A 17119-nucleotide genomic window follows, 5' to 3' on the forward strand; every position below is an offset into this window, starting at 1 on the left:
ATCGACGGGATCATCGAGGCGGTCTCCATCCCGGTGATGGCCAAGGCCCGCATCGGCCACTTCGTGGAGGCCGCGGGGCCGCGGACCGCACGCCAGGTGCTATGCCTGCTGTGGCGGCTGGCTATCGCCGGACTGCTTGCGCCACTGCCCGCCCGCGTCGGCGGCGAGGAGGCGCTTGACCATGGCCAGGGCCTCGCCTTCGGCGTCGAACTCCCACCGAAGCACCCGCCCGGTTTCGGTGTCCCCGGCTCGGGCGGTGACTCTCCACCGGACCTCGCGCGTGAGCCACACATCTCGGCGGCCCAGGCGTCCCCAGATCCCGTTCCACCAGCGAGCCACGATGTCCTCCACCGGGGCATCGTACAAGTGTTCGATTGGCTGTTGGTCTTGGGTGGCGATGTGGTCAGGCTGGAGTTATGCCGTTCTGTGCTCGGATCACGGACCGCTCCGGCTTTGGTCGGTTGGCAGGCCATGCCGATCTCACTGGTCCTGAGTAGGCGCCCGCGCCTGCGGCTCACGAAGGATCATCGAGAATGTCTCATCATCGACCGGGTGGCTTCGCCAGGAACGTGCACTACGGATGAAAGTCCATCCTGCCCGCTGTGCTCCGGAGAGGGCTTGGACGGACGCGCGGCTTCCCCGCGGAGGACGCCCGCCCCCGGACGGGCTGGGTTGCGGCTCTCTTGTTTCCGCCGCCACGGGTGGCTGCTCGTCCATGGTGCGGATCGTGTGGGAGCAGAGCGGGCTTATAGCTCCATCGGCGATCCCGGCCGTGGGCGTGCCCCCTCGTTGGGAGTCGGATTATGGTCGGTGCGCGACAACCTGTGAAGTTGAGGCTTCGACGCTGTCGTTCATCCGTCTGCAGGCAGGCGTCTTGCGGGCGGCGCGTATACGCAAAAGGCGAAGATCTTTCTGGCTCTCGGGGTTTCTTGACGGGCAGTACAACTTGCTGGCACGTCTCCCGTGGAACTTCTAAATCCGGCGCGCCGTGGAAATGTTCTGCAACCTTTGAAATGACAAATGCATATCGCGACTACCATCTCGCCAAGAACCTCGTCGCGCCTCGCGCCTACCGGTAACAGTCTGGCATGGTTGGCTAGGGCTGCTTACACTCCGAACATGCACGTCGTTGTCGTTGTTGATGTCGTTTCCAGCGGCGTCGCCGGCTCCCGTGCGGGAATCGTAGAATGGACGTTTGCCGTAGTGCGATCGGAGGTGGAGTCATGTCGGAGTTGAACTGGAAGAAGAGCAGCCGAAGTATGGCCGGCGACAACAACTGTGTTGAGGTGTCGCCCAATTCGGCGTTTGTCAAGGTTCGGGATTCGAAGAACCCGATGGCGGGAGGTCTCAACTTCACAGAGTCGGGCTGGAAGTCTTTTGTATCGGCAATCAAGCGCGGCGGCTTCGGCGGTACCTCCAATCGCTCTTGATGAAGTGCCGCTAGTGGGTAATTACCGCTAAACAAGACTAAGGTCCTTGTCAGGCCGGGCGGGGCCGCTCACGGCGAATCCTCACAGCGGTTATGGTCGCTCAAGGTCGGCATCGATCGTGACGATCAGGCGCGCCGTCTCATCTTCCGACGCCGCGATGGTTTCCAGATGGGCGAAGTCCTTGTGGTATCTGTCTATCGCTTCGGTGTCGTCTTTGGTGACCAAGCTGGTCTGGCTGCTCTCTAGGAAAAGAATGTCGTCGTCTTCCGGTTCAGGAAATTCCAAAAGGACGAACGATCCTCGCAGGCCAGGGTGAATCCCGCTGTCGAGAAGAACGACCCTGACGTGCACGTGGTCGAGCGTTGCGATCTTCCTCAGATGGCGGAGTTGGCGGCGCATCGCGTCCGCGTCTCCGGCCGGCCGCCTCATCGCGGACTCGTCGATGATGAAAAACATCTCCGGTGGGTTCGGCCGGTCGAAGATCTCCTGACGTTTCATGCGCACCTCGACTTGGCGGTCTACCGCGTGTGTCGACAGGTCAGTTCCGCCTACGCCTTGGATAACGGCGCGTGCGTATTCCTCGGTTTGAAGCAGGCCGGGAATGACTTGGGGTTCGGCCTGGCGAATCGTCACTGCGGAGCTCTCGGATCTCAGGTAAGTGAGGAAGTCCGGGTTCAGTACATCCCGATAACGCCCCCACTGTTGCCTACGGCCCTCTTTGGCCATGGCCGCTAACGAACTGATCGTCTCCGAATCGGAGACGTTGTACTCGTTAAGAAGCGCCTTCAAGTCGGAGGGGGAGAGCCCTACCTGTCCCGTCTCGATGCGTATGAGCTTGGACGGCGACCATCCGACGCGCTCCGCCACTTCCTTCTGCGTCAACTGTCTATGCGTTCGGAGTCGACGTAGCTCAGACCGTAGCCGTCGCCGCTGCACGGCCGGATCGACATCAGCGACCATTGTCGGAAACCTCCCTAATGTCGGGTTAGGAGCAGTCGAGGGGGCGTTGATAGCTACAAAGAGTTAGCATCCGAGAGCCCTTGGTGGTTGGTGCAGGTCATTCGTCGGCGAGTCGCTGCCCCGCCGCGCACGCGAACGGTAGCGTAGCTACTCGCTACTTGGAACATCCAAGTAGTACGTCCCACTTGGCGCTACGTGACACCGGGGGTCGCTACCACCACCGCATATCGAGGCGACGCAGTCTGTCCAAGCCACACCCCTGTCTCTGCTTATCCACCCAGAACGAACCGGAGCCCCGCGGTGCCGAGCACAACTCCCTTCGACGACGACAGCACCCTTCCCGGTAAGCAGGCGGCATCACCCCGAACACCGCCGCCCGAAGTGCCGAGAGCGCGGAGGCCTGCCCCCGACACGGACACCACCGAGCGGCGTGGACAGTACGAAGATCCACCCGCTGTTGAAGGTGGAGGCGAGCCATTGACCGGACCTGCGGTCGGCTCGACGCCAACTAACGGCCAGGCCGCGCTACGCAGTCCTCGCGAAGGCGCCCCCCGGCGGCGCGAGGCGGACGAGGCAGCTCCAAGCAGGCCAAGCAGGAACGCCCCGATGGTCCAGCCGCCGGCCGCAAAACCCACCCAGCCAGCGCTCCGCGGGCCTGACTGGCTCGTCACCCTCGTCGACTTCTTCGAGCGTCGGGTGGATCGCACCGCCACCGTTGACGAAGAGAGAAGGGTCGTCTGGATTTACACGAGGGCGGTCATGGCCCTCGTCGTCGTACTCGTGCTTACCCTCGGCGTCACTGCGCTGCTGGTGTCTCAGCTCGGTTGGCTGTCATGCCTGTTGCCAGCTGCGGGAACCGCCGCCTTCGCTGGTGCCAACAGTCTGCGGGCCCGGCTCGCCAGCCGCCGATCCCGGCGGACGCAACGTTAAGCACCTTCCGCCGCCAACGCGCCAGAATCTAGTCATCGCTGCGGTGGCTGATGAGGCGAGCGAGGGTCGGAGCCAGCATCGCCTGTGCCGACCAACCCGCTAGACCGGCGCCGACGATGGTGCTGACCGCGATGATCGCCGTGCGAGTGCCCGTACTCAAGCCGTCGGCAAGGAGCTGCACTAGGAGCGTCGCCACCAACAGCACCGCGCCGGACACGGTGGCGCCCACCGCGACAACGATGCCAACTCCCACCACTCGGCGTCGAGTGGTGGTATGAGCCTGATCTACTGCTCCGCGATCCACGTTCACGTGTCCACCCACCACATCGGGATCGACATCCATAAGTTTCAGGCTACGTTGCCGTCGCGCCGGGCAAGCGTTCAGCCCTGTAGCGTCCACCACGCCGTCGTCCACCTTATTCCAACACATGCGTTGGCCATAGACCCTGTACGCCCTTGGGCGCGCCCGTCGCGCCGCCACCAAACCCTTCGATCATGGCAATTCCCCGAGGTGACACTAGTGCGGAGCCGCGAAGATTTGTCCGATGGTGAGCGGGGCAAGCCTAACGCGAAGTAGCAGTCAGTGCTCAATGCACGCCGTAGCGTTATCGGAAGGGCGAGAGCTTCGTCGCAGACATAGAAGTTCCACGAGATGTGGCGACTAAGCCGACCCAGATCAACAGGCCTACGAACCAACCCGTCAACGCCGCTTGGCCTGTGGAATGCCGTCCGTGATCAGGATTGCCTCGGACAATTCCAACAAAGAGGTCGAGGTTCTCGATGGCGCTCCCTGCCGGGTCGAGATTGAGTCCCGCGTTCAGGGCCGCGATTGCGCACCTCGGGGTAGTCATCTTCTTGAGGGTGTCCACAGTGGAAACAAGCAGAGTGACCCCGGCCTGCGGGACGCCAGGGGTGCTGTCGCCCGGCGAGGGAGGCGGTGTTTCAAGCCGTCGGGCCCCTCGACGCTCCCGGGGCGCAATCGTCCGCCTCGCCTGGTCGTACCCACTCTGATTGTTACCTCACGGTGGGGCGTGGGAGTACCTCATCGGCAAGGTCATCGGACCCGCTGCCTCGGAAGAGCGATGTGGCAACCTTCGGCGGCCTGTGGATTAGGCGTGTGTTCGGGCGTATGTGTGGTGGGGCGGTGCCTAGCCGACGCGCACGAAGCCCGACGCATCCGGCATGTCATGGCTTGCACTGACGATTGGGATTGATGGATCTTGGCTGATCACCGCAGGGTGGGAGGTAACCGATGAGTCCGTGGAGCTTGGACGAGGTGGACCGGTGGCTGGACTGGATACACCAGCGCCACAACGAGTTCGACTACCGCTACATCTATCTCGCGTACCTCGCCGCGGGTGCCCCTGTGGCACGTCAGGGCGAGATCACCGTGACGGTCCATCCGGACGGTAATTGTTTGCTTCGAGCAGGCGCTGATGATCGCGGGCTCGTGCTGGCGGGCGACCAGGAGCGGATGCGGTTCGCTGAGCATCTGCGGCAGCGGTACTGCAGTGACCGATATCCGAGCATGCGGGCGTGGGAGACGGCCCAGCACGAGGATTTCCTCGATGAGGTCCCTTGGCGGTTCGGCGGACAGTGACGCTGGTGCGGTTTCGCCTGGCCTCTGCTGGCCGTGAGTGATTGACAGGTGACGTGAATGTGATCCTCATGTTTGACTATGGACATGGGGTCGGGGGAAGCGCGGTTGTCGATCGATTGCGGCAGCGCCGGCACCCAAGCCGTCCTGGCGTGGGCCGATGGCAGCGCGCACGTGTTGTCATTCGACGGGAACCCATCCCTACACAGCGCGTCGTCTATGCCCGCGAGCGGACAGTCGGCGGGGCCGCCCGCAGGGTTCATTCCGGGGCCGCGCCATCCCGTGGAGGACGCGACGGCAGGTGACGCTGGCGGCGACGCGTTGGAGGTGGCGGCGTCGCCACTACGCAGGGTCGCCGTCGAAGCCGAGCGGGTCGTCGGTCAGCCGGTGCGGGATGTGCGGGTGGTAGTCCCGGCGGGGTGGGGGCCCCGGCGGCGGACCTGGATGCGGCAGGTCGCGCACCGGGCGGGGTTGCCGCAGCCGCGTCTGGTGGAGGCCCCGGTGGCGGTCGCCGAGTATCTGCTCGCCACTGGTGTGCGGGTGCCGGTCGGTGCGTTCCTTGTCGTCTGTGACGTCGGCGCGGGCGCGGAGGTGACGGTGCTGCGCCGTGGGCCGGCTGGATTCGAGGTCCTCGCGACCCTCGCGGACGCCGCGGCTGGCGGCGCGGCAGTCGATCAGGCGCTCGCCGACGCCCTCATCGGCGCGTCGATGGGAGAGGGGCAGGGCCCGTCGCGCGCGTCGGTGGCGCACAGCGTTCGGGTGGCCAAGGAAGCGTTGGTGGCCCATCCGGCTGTCACGGTTCCGCTTCCGGACCGGCCACCGGTGATAGCGAACAGCGCGATGCTCGACGAGGCCGTCCGGCCGGTGGCGTGGCGCGTCGCGCAGTTGACGCAGGAGACAGTCGCCGCCGCCGAACTCACGGTCGGCGACCTCGCCGGGATCTACTGTGTGGGCGGCAGCGCCCAGCTATCACACCTAGCGGCGGCGATCGCTGAGCACACCGGCGCCGCACCCATAGTCGTGCCCGAGCCGGCGCTGGTCGCGGCCCGGGGCGCCGCTGACGTCGGCGCCGTCGATACCGAAACGGTCGAGCGGGTGGAGGTGCCGGTGCCGCCCGTGCGCCGGGCGGCGGCGATCGCGGTGCCCGGCTTCGCGTCGCTGGCCCTGATCTGGCAGTGTCTCCTGACCGCCGAGGAGCATGGGGTGCTCGGTGTGTACTACTCGGTGAGTGTGAACTGGGGCGAGTTCACGATGGCGGCCGTGATGGCCCTGCTGGCGTGCCTGGCCGCGGGCACGGTCCTCGGTTCGCTGATCGCCGCCCGCAGTCCCACCCCCGGCACCCGAGCCGAAGGGGGAAGGGTCAGCGTCGGGATCCTCGCCGCGGTGTCCCTCGGCGCGGCGATCGCTGGCCTGTACGCGGTGGTCACCAGCCAGTACTTCCACATGCCTGTCGGCCCGTACCTGAAGTGGGCGCTGTGGCCGATCGCACCGGTGTCGGTGATGGCCGTGGCGATGGCGGTCGTCGCCGCCCGCCAGTGGCGTTCCCCGCACGGCGGCTGGTCGGCGTTGCTGGCCGCGCCGACCGGCTCCATCGTCGCCGCAACCCTCGGCATGGGGTTGATCCAGTACTCCCTGACCGCCGACCGGTGGCCGGACCGGATCCTGTGGATCGACATCGCCGGCCGCGTCGGCGGTCTCCTCCTCGGCGTCGCCGTGGTCATGGCAGTGGTGACACCGTTGATGTTCCGCCTCATCCTCGCCGCCCCGCTGGCGGTGATCTTCGCGGCGATCGTCAGTCGACGGGCCGCCGGGATGCTCGGCGTCATCTACGCCATCGCCGTCGCGATCTGGTGGGCTACTCGGCTCTGGAGCCGTGTCCTGCGCCCCGCCCCACCCACTCCCACCGCACCGCCCACCGGCCCGGTACGGGCGCACATGTCACCGGGCGGAGGCGGGTGACATGCGGTGGCCGCGGCAGCTGATGTCGCTGCTGTTCGTCCTCACCCTTCTGGCCGGCCCCCCGATAGTGCTGCTGTCCCTGATCGGAGCACCCCTACAAGATTGGCCGACCGCCGCGCAGGCCCGCGAGTGGGTGCAGAACCCGCTGACCGAACAGACCCTCACCGCCGCGCTGACCATCGCGGCCTGGCTGGTGTGGCTCCTGCTCGCCTCCACGGTCACGCTCCGGGTGCTGACCCGCCTGAGCGCGACCCTGTGGTGGCTGCGGCGCATGCCGCTACCGACACCCCTCCAGGTCACCGCCGGTGGGATCGCCGGCGCTGCCGTGTTCGGAGTCAGCTCCCACGCGATCGCCGCACCGCCATCGCCGCCCACGCAGCCGGTAGCGGCAGGGATCCTTGATGACGCGGATAACCTCACGCCGTCAGACGGCGACGTCCTGGCCGACGCGGGGATCAGCGTCGCCGGTGGCTGGCTGCCGCGCGACGTGGCGGAGCAAGTCAGCACCGCGGCGACGCTGGTGTGGCTCCGACGCCGCCGCTCCTACCAACCCCGCCCGCCCGGTCCACCGAGCCGCGAGGACACGGACCTGGCGCCGCTGCCCCCGACAGTGGCGGCCGTGCAAGCCGCCCTCGCCGATTCGACGCCACCGCCTAGCGAACCTGGCGCCGCATCGGCGGGCTCGTCGCCGCTCGACCGGTCAACCGTTGGTGGGGCTTTCCCCGGAGCTGGGGTCGGTCTCACCGGGCTGGGGGCGCAGGACGCGGCGCGAGGACTGCTCGTCACCAGCCTCCTAGCGGGGCGTCATCACCCGGCCGTGTCCGTGGTCGTCACCCGATCCGTCCTGGCCGGGTTGCTCGGCCCCACCGCCGAAACGCTGGGCCTGCGCCTGCCGGGGCTGGCCGTCATCGACAACCTCGGGCAGGCAGCAGAGTTCTTCTCCGGAAACCACCCTAGTCGTGGCCTGGGCGGACGAGACCCGGCACAACGAGACATGCACGAGGGCACCGGCCCATCCGGACCAACCCTCATCGCCGATGCTGCGTCCGCTACGGACAACGCCGAAACCCTGGCGAGTCTGGCCATCACCTCCGCCGCGGTGGCCGTGCTCGGACGGTGGCCGGCCGGCCAGACATGGCAGATCGACCCGTCGGGGCACACCCACTACCAGGACGGCAGCGGATCAGCCGGGCCACGGATGTGCGTCCTTACCCAGGTCACAGCCACCGACCTGCTCACCGTCATCGCCCACCCCGACCCGGCACCGCCAGAGGCTGGCACCTCCGGCCCGTCGCGCAACCCCGCCCTGGCAGGCCGGTCCCCACAGTGGGAGGCCACCGCCCAGGACCACCCCGTCCGCTCAGGCAACGACAAACGACGCCTTCAGCTGCGCGTGCTGGGCGAACCGACACTGCTGCTGGACGGCCACCCTGTGGAGATCCGGCGTACCGCCGCGCTCCAAGTCCTCGTGTTCCTCGCCGCCCACCCCAACGGAGCCGACACCCGACAGCTGACCGACGCCATCTGGCCGGGCCTGCCCCGCCGCTCCCTCACCGGCCGCCTCTACACCACCCTCAGCGACCTCCGCGCCACCATCCGCTCCACGGCCGGGGTGACCATCATCGAGCACAGCGACGACCGGTACCGCCTCGATCCCACCGGCGTCACCGTCGACCTGTGGCACTTCCACCACGCGGTCAGCGACGCCACCACCGCCGTCGCCACCGACGCGACGACCTGGAAGGCTGTCATCGACGCCTACCCCGGTGACCTCGCCGCCCGACGGACCTGGCCCTGGCTCGACCCGATCCGCGAGGCCACCCGCCGGCACGTCATCGACGCACACGCGGCTCTCGCCAGCGCCAGCCCTGACGCCCGTCAGGCCCTGGCATGGCTGCAGGCCGGCATCCGCATCGACCCGTACAACGCCGACCTGCACACCCGCGCGGTCAGCGCACTCATCACCCTCGGCGACCACGACGCGGCCGACCACCTGCGGAAGGATTACGCCCGTCGTCTCGCCGCAGCGGGCATCCTTCCCACCGACACGGCTCTCACGACAGCCACCCTCAGGGACCAGCCCGCCATCCCCACCCGGTAACGCCGCCCGCTCGGAGCAGGTGTGACCCGGCTCGGAAAGCCCGAACTGTGCTTCCCCATGCGCTTGCGGCTCCGTTTCCGCTTTCGACTGACCCCGTGCTCGGTCCCAGACAGCCAGTTCGTCCTGCTGGCAGAAGCCGCGTCCTGGGCCCAACAGATGCTGCCGGTCGCACCGTCTCGACTCCTATCGATGGCCCGTGAGCTGGGGTTGTGAGGTCGTGTGAGGTCGTGTGAGGTCCTGTCAGCAAGCGAAACCGCGTCGTCTTCTGCCGCTCGCCCTACGGTCGATTCGTGGCCAACGTTTCACGGCGCTGCCAAGCCGGCTCGGTGCCGGTCGGCGTCCGGGTTCCACACACGGCGGCAAGGGAGGGGCGATGAGGTCTACGGTCGCTCACACGTCGGCGGTCACGCTGCTGCTCGTTGCCGTGCCGGTCACGCTCGTCCGCGTCGGCAGGTGGCCACGCCCGCAAGGCTCGTGGACCACCCTGCTCCGCGACTGGGTCGAGGAGCCCCTCAGCGGCGGCTTCCTCGCCGGCATCGCCTACCTCGCGGCATGGCTGCTGTGGGGAATACTCGCCGCCGCCATCACGGCCCGCCTCTACGCCCAGGCCGCCCGGATGTCACGGCGACTGCCACGACTGCACATGCCCGGGCCGCTGCAGGGCATCACGGCGGCTGTCCTGGGAGCGACCGCCGTCAGCACGGCGGCCACCGCGACGCCCGCCCACGCCAGCGCGACCACCACCGCCGCGGAGACGACCCATGCACCGCAGGGCCCAGTGGCCACCGCGCGCGCCCACCCCGACGACCAGACCACCTCACCAGCCAACGGCAGAGACCAGGCCATGCACACCTACACGGTGCGGCGCGGCGACACGCTGTCCCGCATCGCCCAGGACCGCCTCGGCGACGCGGACCGCTGGCCCGAAATCTTCACCGCCAACCGCGGCACCCGCTTCCCCCACACCGGTGGGACACTCAGCGACCCTGACCTCATCTACCCGGGCTGGACACTGCGACTACCTCCCACGGTCGAAGCACCACGCCCGTCGCCCCGACCGGCGCCTGCCCCAACGCCGACGACATCAGCTCCCTCAGGATCGCCCAGCAGCCCGACCGGAACGGATACCGACGACGGCCTCGTGGAGTCCGCCCCAGCACCCACGTCCGCGCCAACCGACCATGCTTCGGCGTCGGGACCGGCTGCCACACCCACCACTCGCACCGCCGACGAACGAACCGCCCCAACGCCGCGACCTCAGCCCGGTGTGTCGCTCGGCACGGGTAGCTGGCTCGACATGGGACTCGCCGCCGCAGTCCTCGCCGCGGTTGCCCTCGTTTGGGCACACCGCCGTCGCCGCTACACCCCCCAGCAACCCACCGCGCGCCCACGCCTCGACGACCCGAGTGTCGAGGCGATGCCGGCGGTGGTCACCCGGATCCGTCGCGGCCTACGGGCCCTGACCCCGAGCGCGAAGACGATTCCTGACCCCGGCCCCGACCTCGACCCTCCGCCCGACGAACCCGTCGTGGACGCTGACTCGGACCCGGCAGACGCGGCAGACGACGAGACCTCCACGCTCACGGCGCACGAGTCGCAGCCGCCTATACCCGCGCCGACCCGCCCGCTGATCGAGGTATGGCCGTCTGCGGGACTCGGTCTGATCGGGCCCGGAGCCGAGGCAGCGGCCCGAGGCGTGCTGGTGGCCGCCCTCGCCGCCGGCGGACCGGTTGACCCCCATAGCCGCCACCACGTCGTCATCGCCTCGGACACCCTCGCCACGCTGTTAGGCACCACCACAACCACACTGACGGACACCCCGCGGATGACCATCACCAGCGGACTCAGCGACGCTGTGACGCTGATCGAAGAGCAGACGTTGCACCGCGCACGCATGTGCGGCGACTACGAGGTCGACACGATCGCCGACCTGCGGGACCGGGACCCGATCGCCGAGCCCGTGCCGCCGACGGTGCTGATCGCCGCCCCCACCACTGCTCATGAGCGCACCCGCATCGCCGCGCTGCTCACTCAAGGACACCGACTCGACATCCACGGCGTAATGCTCGGCGCCTGGCCCGATGGCGACACCATCGTCGTCGCCGAAGACGGCTCCACCAGCACCGTTAAGCACGACGCGAAACAGCACAGCTGTCCTACCGCCGTCGGCCGCCTGAGCGTCATCAACCGCAGCGAGACCACCGAACTACTGCGACTCCTCGCCGAGTCCCATACCGGCGAGCCCCAACCACCAGCACCCGCGCAGCGCGTACCACTCGACAGGCTGGTCGGCGCCGCCCACGCGCCGAACCCCACACCCGAGAATTCTGCCGCCGCACACCTGCAGGAGCGCCGCGATCACGCCGGGAATGAACCGCACCCGGCGGGCGACGCTTGGCCTTACAGCACCGGCGGACGCGTCGACGTTCGAGTGCTCGGCGGGGCCCGCATCGTGGACATGGACACGACCACGCCGCTGCGCGCCAAAGCCCTCGAACTGCTGGTCTACCTCGTCGTTCAAGACGGCGAGGCAGCACAGGACAACATCCTCGACGACCTGCTGCCCGACGCCCCCGCGTCGAAGGCACCGCACCGCCTGCACACCTACGTATCCGCACTACGCAAAACCCTCGTCCTCACCGGAGGACCCGCCACCTACCTCACTCACCCGTCGCGCCGCTACGCCCTGAACCGCGACGCCTTCGACACCGACCTGTGGCGCATGCGCTCCGCGCTGCGCGACGCCGCCCTCGCCACCACCGACACCGACCGCACCGCCGCACTGCAGCGCGCCGTCGACGCCTACGACGGCACACTCGCCGACGGCTTCGACTTCGAATGGATCGAGGCATACCGCGAGGGCATCCGCCGCCAAGCCCTCGACGCCCACCTCGCCCTTGCCGCCGCTACCCCTGACCCGACAAAAGCCCTGGCCGTCCTGGAAGCCGCGATGCGCCACGACCCGTACGCCGAAGCCATCTACCAGCAAGCGATGCGCGCCCACGCCGCATTGGGAAACCTCGAGCAAGTCCGCTCCCTACGCCGGGCCCTCACCCGCAGGCTCGACGAGATCGACGCCGAACCCAGCGAGGGCACCCTCAGACTCGCTGACCGGCTCATCGCCGACCTGCGCCGGCAGAAGCCAACCGGGAAGCTCGACTCTCACACCAACGGGCTTCACCCATGACGACGGACCCTTCGGCAGCACCCGACGCACGTCGTGGCAGCCTGCACGATCAGTCCAACAGCGGCGACGACGGCCCGCAGGCGACGAACTGGGACCGCAACGGCACCGCACGGCCCGTGCGAGCAGCCGTTCCCACCGGCCATCCTGGGCCCGCCCGCAGCCCTCAAGGCGGGTCGACGCACCGGCAAGCTTCGTTCCCGACGGCGCTCAACGCGGTGGACGCCGACCTGGCCACAGCAGTCCGGCACGCCGCCTGGATACGCCAGGTGTTCTACGTCCTGGTCCTGCTGGTCGCCCTCATTGGACAAGTCACCGGCGCCGTCCAAACACTCGGCGTCCCGATGGTCGTCGCGGTCCCGGCCGTCGCCGCGCTCGAACTGGGCGGCGTGGTCGTGATGGCCAACGCCGACGTGCGACGCCGCCTCGGCGAGCGGGCAATCGGATCACGCCTGCTGTCCGCCGCGATCGCCGCCGGAGCCGCCACCTTCAACTGGGCCGCCCACCCCGACCACCTAGTTGGCGGCTTCTACGCGGGCATGTCCGCCCTCGGATACCTCGTCTGGCTGATGCACGCCGGCAACCAGCGCCGCGACCGGCTGCGAGTCACCGGGGGCCTGCCGCCCACACCACCCGCCTACGAGGTGTTCGGGCACTGGATCTGCCACCCCGTCATCACCTCCCAGGCGCGGTCCATCGCCAAAGCTGGTGGCCTCGACCTGTACGAGTCCCTCGCGGCGGCCCGCACCGCGATCGCCCGCCGACGGCGCGACGCCGCGATCGCCAAGGTGCTCCATCGCAAGGTCAGGGCGGCAATGGACCCCACCACCGCCGACATCGCCGTGCGCGTGTACGACCTGGACGAGATCGCCACACGCCTCGCGGCTACCGCCGACTACAACGGGCTGACCATGCTCCTGGCCGCTGACCTCGCCCCGGGGCGGATCGTGACAGCTCATAGTGTCCGTCACCGCCGTCGCTGGTTCAGGGGAGAGCGCGTCGCCGGCGCGCCATCGGCACCTGAGCCCGCCCCCTGCGCGTCGGTGGCGGACACGCCTCGCGATGACCGGCAGGAGCCGAATCCAGAGCCAGAGAAGAACCCTCGACCGGCCCCGACCGGCCACCAGCAGAGTGCCGAGAGCCGCGACGCCGGCCCGCCTGAAGCTTTGTCCCCGGACGATCCGGCCGTCGCGGACCCGGCAGGCAGGACCGTGGACGACAAGGACGTCCTTGGCGCGAACGCCGACGATGAGGCGGACGGCGACGATCAGGATGCTGCCGCCGACGACGCCAACGACGACGAGGACTCGGAGGTGCCCCGGGGAACTGCGCAGGCAGTGGCCTACTGGCTGCGCAAGGAGCCGAACCTGGACCCTGAACTGCTCGCCGAGAGGATCGGCAAGTCACTGCGATCGGTCTACCGATACCTGCCGCCGGACTACCCCCGCCGACCGGGGATCGCCAGGCGACGGACCGACGCCAGCCCCGCCCCGCCCGACGCGCGAGCCACAGCGAGTGACGTCAACAGGCACCCCGCCCGCCCGACGATCGAGGAAAGGGCTGCACTTCCTACTCGAGAACCCGCAGGTGGGCTGACACCGCGGAAGTGAGACCAGTGCGGGATGTCGCCCAGTCTGTAAGGGATGGTCGAAACGAGGTAAGCGAACAGGCAACGGATTTCGTTGCTGCTCAGCGGTATCAGGCTGCTGTCGGCGTACCGGATCCCGTGCAGGGACAGGTACGGCTTGACGTGCAAGGCCGCACCGGGGCAGGCGAGTTTTGATGGTTGGCCGCCTTGACGTTTGTGGGACTGACCGGCATGCCCGGTCGATGACGTTGCGTGACGGGCGTCCAGTCGACATCTCCACACGGCATCCGCTCCTGCCAAGATGAGTGCGCCGACCGGCGCGCCCTGGCAGCTTTATGGGTGGCACGGCGAAGGCGAGCACGACCATAATCCGACCGTGACGAGTCCGGTGGTCGACTGGTCGCCTGCGGACAACCCCGAGGCGATTGCGGTCTCGGAGATCCAGTGGTGGCAGCGTGCAGCAGAGCTTGCCCTCTTGCGCATGCGCGATTCCGATGACCACCGGATCTCCTGGTTCAGCTCGCGTCAGATTGACGCGCGCCAGCTCATCTTGGCTCTGCGGCAGCTTCTCGGCGCTGTCGCACTCGTGGACGGCCGACTGCAGGAGCTCGGTCTCGATCAGGCTCAGCACGCTCTCAGTGAGGCAAAGAGCGAGTACGAGCAAGCCTTGCCGGGATTGACCGAGGTGCGAAATGCTCTGATGCATTTCGAGGCTTGGGCGCTCGGGACCGGCCGCGGCCCGCAGAAGCGGCGCATCGCCGCGGGCGCTCCGGCGCGTGAGGTCGCGAGTGAGTTCTGGGGGTTCGCATACGAGCCCCACACCGAGACAATCTCCCTCGGCCCGTACACCATCTCCGTAAATGCTGTTACCGGCGCCGTCGCTCGACTCGTGGACTCCGTGTGTGCGGCTGCCCGGACAGTTGACCGCCGCAACGCGGTCGATTTGGGCGCCGACGTCATGAAGGCCCTGACCGCTGGAGGGATCTCGACGGATGAGGGACTATCGTCTCTAAGGCTGATTGTAGGCAGTGATAACAGGCTTCGACTGTCGCTGAACTCATACGGAGACGCCGACGAACTCGACCGTCATGCATTGGCGAACCGTGTCGTCGGAACTCTCCGCACGGCAAACTTCAAGGTCATCTGGCCTGAGACGCCCAACGAGGCCGATGTGGCTGGCCCGTTGGCTCGTGGGGTGGCCCTCTTATGCGAGAGAGGTCCCAGCTGAGCCGGCCGACGGGCAATTCGTCGTGTCTGCGAGACGCAACTGTTGTAGACGATGGCCGATTGACTCGATCCTACGGACGGGTGACCTCGAGTGTGGTGCCCCTGCCTGCTGCCGAAGCTGCTTTCATTCAACGCGTGGGACGAGGTGGCGAGGCCGCGCTGGCATAAACGATCATCCGGGTTGTTCCTGTGCTGGTGCGCGAAGCGGTGTATCGAACCGCTGCACGTTCGGCGGATGGACGTGAGCCGTTCGTGCGCTGGCCGCAGGAGATGTGCCGGTTAAAACCGTCGACGGTGGGCCAGGGAATCGACCCAGACCATGGTGCCAGAACTCGCGACCATCCCAGAGCCACCGGAACCTGACCACGTCAGCGCCCAACCCCGCAATGACGTCAACGACCGGAGTCCGTCTGCACCATCAGGTCGTCCGCGAGCAAGTCCGCGTTGGCCATGACCTGGCGGCGCTGAGCATCCAGGATCCGTGCCCGCAACTCCTCAGATACCTCCACGACGAACAACTCGACGCCGAACTCCGCAGCCGCCCGGGCGAGCCAGCCAGAGATCGAGTTACGTGCCTCATGACTCGCGAACGCGATGATCGTCCGGGTCCTCTCCCAGCCGGGCTCCCGCTTGAGCAGAGCCAGCTTGAGCACATCCTGCGCGATCTTCTTCGGCTGCGCCCCCTTCAATCTGCCCTGCCGGGCATACGCCTCGACCACCACACCCATGTCCGATGTCGCTGCATCCACCTCGACGAACACACCACCAGACAGAGCAACTCTCTCCGGCTTGGCCAGGACCACACCCAGAGACGCGGCAAGCCCCGCGAGGATCTCCTCCTCAGCCTCACGCTGTGTATGCGAGTCACTTTGATGCGAAGCACCCTCAGGCATGCTGCCGAGCATAAGGCCACCAATTAGCGCAACGGCACAAGCCAGCTTGTATCGGAATCGGTCGCTTGGTCGTCCGGAACCCGGGTTGAGCGCCGGGCCGGTGAGCATCCAGGTTCCCGACCGAGTGACGAGGGGAACTCGGGTCGACCATCCTTGGCTCCGTCGTCATGTGGGTCTTTGTACGTAACGGCACCTACTTCTGGACTCCGATCTGTACGCCGACAGCTGCCCTCGCTGGTGCTGCCACCTTTGTGGGCCAGCGGTTCGGTCGTGCCCGGGATCCGGCGCCTGGGGCGTCCGGATCCCGGGCGGCGCCGCTTGGCCGCGCTACGTCTGGGCGATCAATGGCTGTGCCTGCAGTTTGAAGTTGTACCCGCTGTCCCAGGGGAACCGGCCCTGCTGGTCGGGCCAGACGAGCTGTTGGAGGCGGATTTGGTGGCGGCCGTAGCGGGCGATCGCCATCCCGGGCAGCAGGTCATGGGTGGGTGGCCCGTCGATGATGATCGCGTCGTAGCTGGCGATGAGGTCGCTGATGCGCTGGCCGTGGCTGAACCGTTCGGCTGTGTCGTAGACCCGGCGGGCGAGGTCGTTGAGCAGGCAGTGGGCGACCTCGGGGGGTAGCCCGGCGGTGAGTAGTTCGGGGTAGTGGTGGGCGGTGAGTCCGACGGTGTAAGCGAACGGGGTGGTGGTGTCGGGGTCGTCGTCGGTGGGCAGGACGTGCGTGACGGCCCAGCCGATGGTGTCGATGATCTGTTCTTGGCATCGGAGGATGTCGTCGATGTTCGGCATGGCGGGTGTCTCCTGGTCACTCGGGAGTATGGGTGGGGTCCGGGTCGGGTGGTTCGACGTCGACGAAGCCCCAGAGTCGTTCCATGACCTGGAGTTGCCAGGTGCGGTAGCGGTCGGCGAAGCCGCGGCAGACTGCGGGCGGGACCGGGCTGTCGGCGTACGGCAGGGTCGAGTGGCAGATGATGTAGCCGGCGTCGCCGCGCGCCGCGGTCACCATCTGCTTGAGCCGGCCGGGGTCGAGGTGCATCGGGTTGCCGGGCTTGAAGATGCAGGTGGCGCACTCGCGGGCGAGCAGGCGGGTTTTGCGCAGGTCCGGGTCGCCGACGTTGAGCCGGGCGGGACGACCGCCGGCCGGTTCGTCAGCGGGCTGCGAGATGCTGTCCATCGTCAACTCCTTGTCGTTACGGCGCGGGGGGGGGCGGGCGGTGGGGGGGCGCGCGGGCGAGGGGGGGCCGGCCTGG

At 67.8% G+C, this 17119-nt stretch carries 13 protein-coding genes and 2 pseudogenes; 9 read left to right on the forward strand and 6 right to left on the reverse strand.

What is annotated here, in order from left to right; all coding sequences use genetic code 11:
* Positions 1-72 (forward strand): annotated as a pseudogene (locus AB0B48_RS24510) (hypothetical protein); the annotation flags it as partial.
* A gap of 27 nt (positions 73-99) precedes the next feature.
* Here AB0B48_RS24510 and AB0B48_RS24515 read toward each other — a convergent pair.
* A complete protein-coding gene (locus tag AB0B48_RS24515; RefSeq protein ID WP_357205363.1) occupies positions 100-351 on the reverse strand; it encodes a hypothetical protein in 252 nt (83 codons plus the stop codon).
* An 872-nt stretch (positions 352-1223) separates the two neighbouring features.
* On the opposite strand from AB0B48_RS24515, the gene AB0B48_RS24520 reads away from it, so the two are divergent.
* Positions 1224-1430, forward strand: a complete 207-nt coding sequence (locus AB0B48_RS24520; protein ID WP_357205366.1) for a DUF397 domain-containing protein — start codon at positions 1224-1226, stop codon at positions 1428-1430.
* A gap of 90 nt (positions 1431-1520) precedes the next feature.
* On the opposite strand, the gene AB0B48_RS24525 is transcribed toward AB0B48_RS24520, so the two are convergent.
* Together AB0B48_RS24525 and AB0B48_RS24530 are read right to left on the reverse strand one after the other, a co-directional pair.
* Positions 1521-2390, reverse strand: coding sequence for a helix-turn-helix transcriptional regulator (locus AB0B48_RS24525; protein WP_357205369.1), 870 nt, complete (start codon positions 2388-2390; stop codon positions 1521-1523).
* 958 nt (positions 2391-3348) lie between these two features.
* Entirely contained in the window at positions 3349-3663 is a 315-nt protein-coding gene (locus AB0B48_RS24530) for a hypothetical protein (RefSeq protein WP_357205372.1), read from the reverse strand.
* A 924-nt stretch (positions 3664-4587) separates the two neighbouring features.
* On the opposite strand from AB0B48_RS24530, the gene AB0B48_RS24535 reads away from it, so the two are divergent.
* The 7 genes and pseudogenes from AB0B48_RS24535 (at position 4588) to AB0B48_RS24565 (ending at position 14977) form a co-directional block, all read left to right on the forward strand.
* Positions 4588-4920: a hypothetical protein gene (locus AB0B48_RS24535; RefSeq protein WP_357205375.1), complete on the forward strand. Its 333-nt coding sequence runs from the start codon at positions 4588-4590 to the stop codon at positions 4918-4920.
* Between the two features lie 279 nt (positions 4921-5199).
* Entirely contained in the window at positions 5200-6876 is a 1677-nt protein-coding gene (locus AB0B48_RS24540) for an Hsp70 family protein (RefSeq protein ID WP_357205378.1), read from the forward strand.
* A gap of 1 nt (position 6877) precedes the next feature.
* Positions 6878-8977 (forward strand): hypothetical protein, encoded by a 2100-nt coding sequence (locus AB0B48_RS24545; RefSeq protein WP_357205381.1) that lies wholly within the window; start codon positions 6878-6880, stop codon positions 8975-8977.
* Positions 8978-9821: 844 nt separating this feature from the next.
* Positions 9822-9872, forward strand: a pseudogene (locus AB0B48_RS24550) (LysM peptidoglycan-binding domain-containing protein); the annotation flags it as partial.
* A 633-nt stretch (positions 9873-10505) separates the two neighbouring features.
* Complete coding sequence (locus tag AB0B48_RS24555; protein ID WP_357205399.1) at positions 10506-12164, forward strand: bacterial transcriptional activator domain-containing protein; 1659 nt, start codon at positions 10506-10508, stop codon at positions 12162-12164.
* The gene (locus AB0B48_RS24560) at positions 12161-13771 is read left to right on the forward strand and encodes a hypothetical protein (protein WP_357205384.1); all 1611 of its coding nucleotides are present in this window, start codon (positions 12161-12163) and stop codon (positions 13769-13771) included. The genes AB0B48_RS24555 and AB0B48_RS24560 overlap by 4 nt, the downstream gene beginning before the upstream one ends.
* 279 nt (positions 13772-14050) lie before the next feature.
* Positions 14051-14977 carry a hypothetical protein gene (locus tag AB0B48_RS24565; protein ID WP_357205387.1) on the forward strand — a complete coding sequence of 309 codons (927 nt, stop codon included), beginning with the start codon at positions 14051-14053 and terminating at the stop codon, positions 14975-14977.
* 391 nt (positions 14978-15368) lie between these two features.
* Here AB0B48_RS24565 and AB0B48_RS24570 read toward each other — a convergent pair whose 3' ends face one another.
* The 3 genes from AB0B48_RS24570 to AB0B48_RS24580 form a co-directional block, all read right to left on the reverse strand.
* Positions 15369-15869, reverse strand: coding sequence for a hypothetical protein (locus AB0B48_RS24570; protein WP_357205390.1), 501 nt, complete (start codon positions 15867-15869; stop codon positions 15369-15371).
* A gap of 327 nt (positions 15870-16196) precedes the next feature.
* Positions 16197-16658, reverse strand: coding sequence for a DUF4262 domain-containing protein (locus tag AB0B48_RS24575; protein ID WP_357205393.1), 462 nt, complete (start codon positions 16656-16658; stop codon positions 16197-16199).
* Positions 16659-16674: 16 nt separating this feature from the next.
* Positions 16675-17043 (reverse strand): hypothetical protein, encoded by a 369-nt coding sequence (locus tag AB0B48_RS24580; RefSeq protein WP_357205396.1) that lies wholly within the window; start codon positions 17041-17043, stop codon positions 16675-16677.
* Positions 17044-17119: the final 76 nt, after the last annotated feature.

It is taken from the genome of Micromonospora sp. NPDC049089 (assembly GCF_040648775.1).
In the GTDB taxonomy this organism is placed as follows: Bacteria; Actinomycetota; Actinomycetes; order Mycobacteriales; family Micromonosporaceae; genus Micromonospora.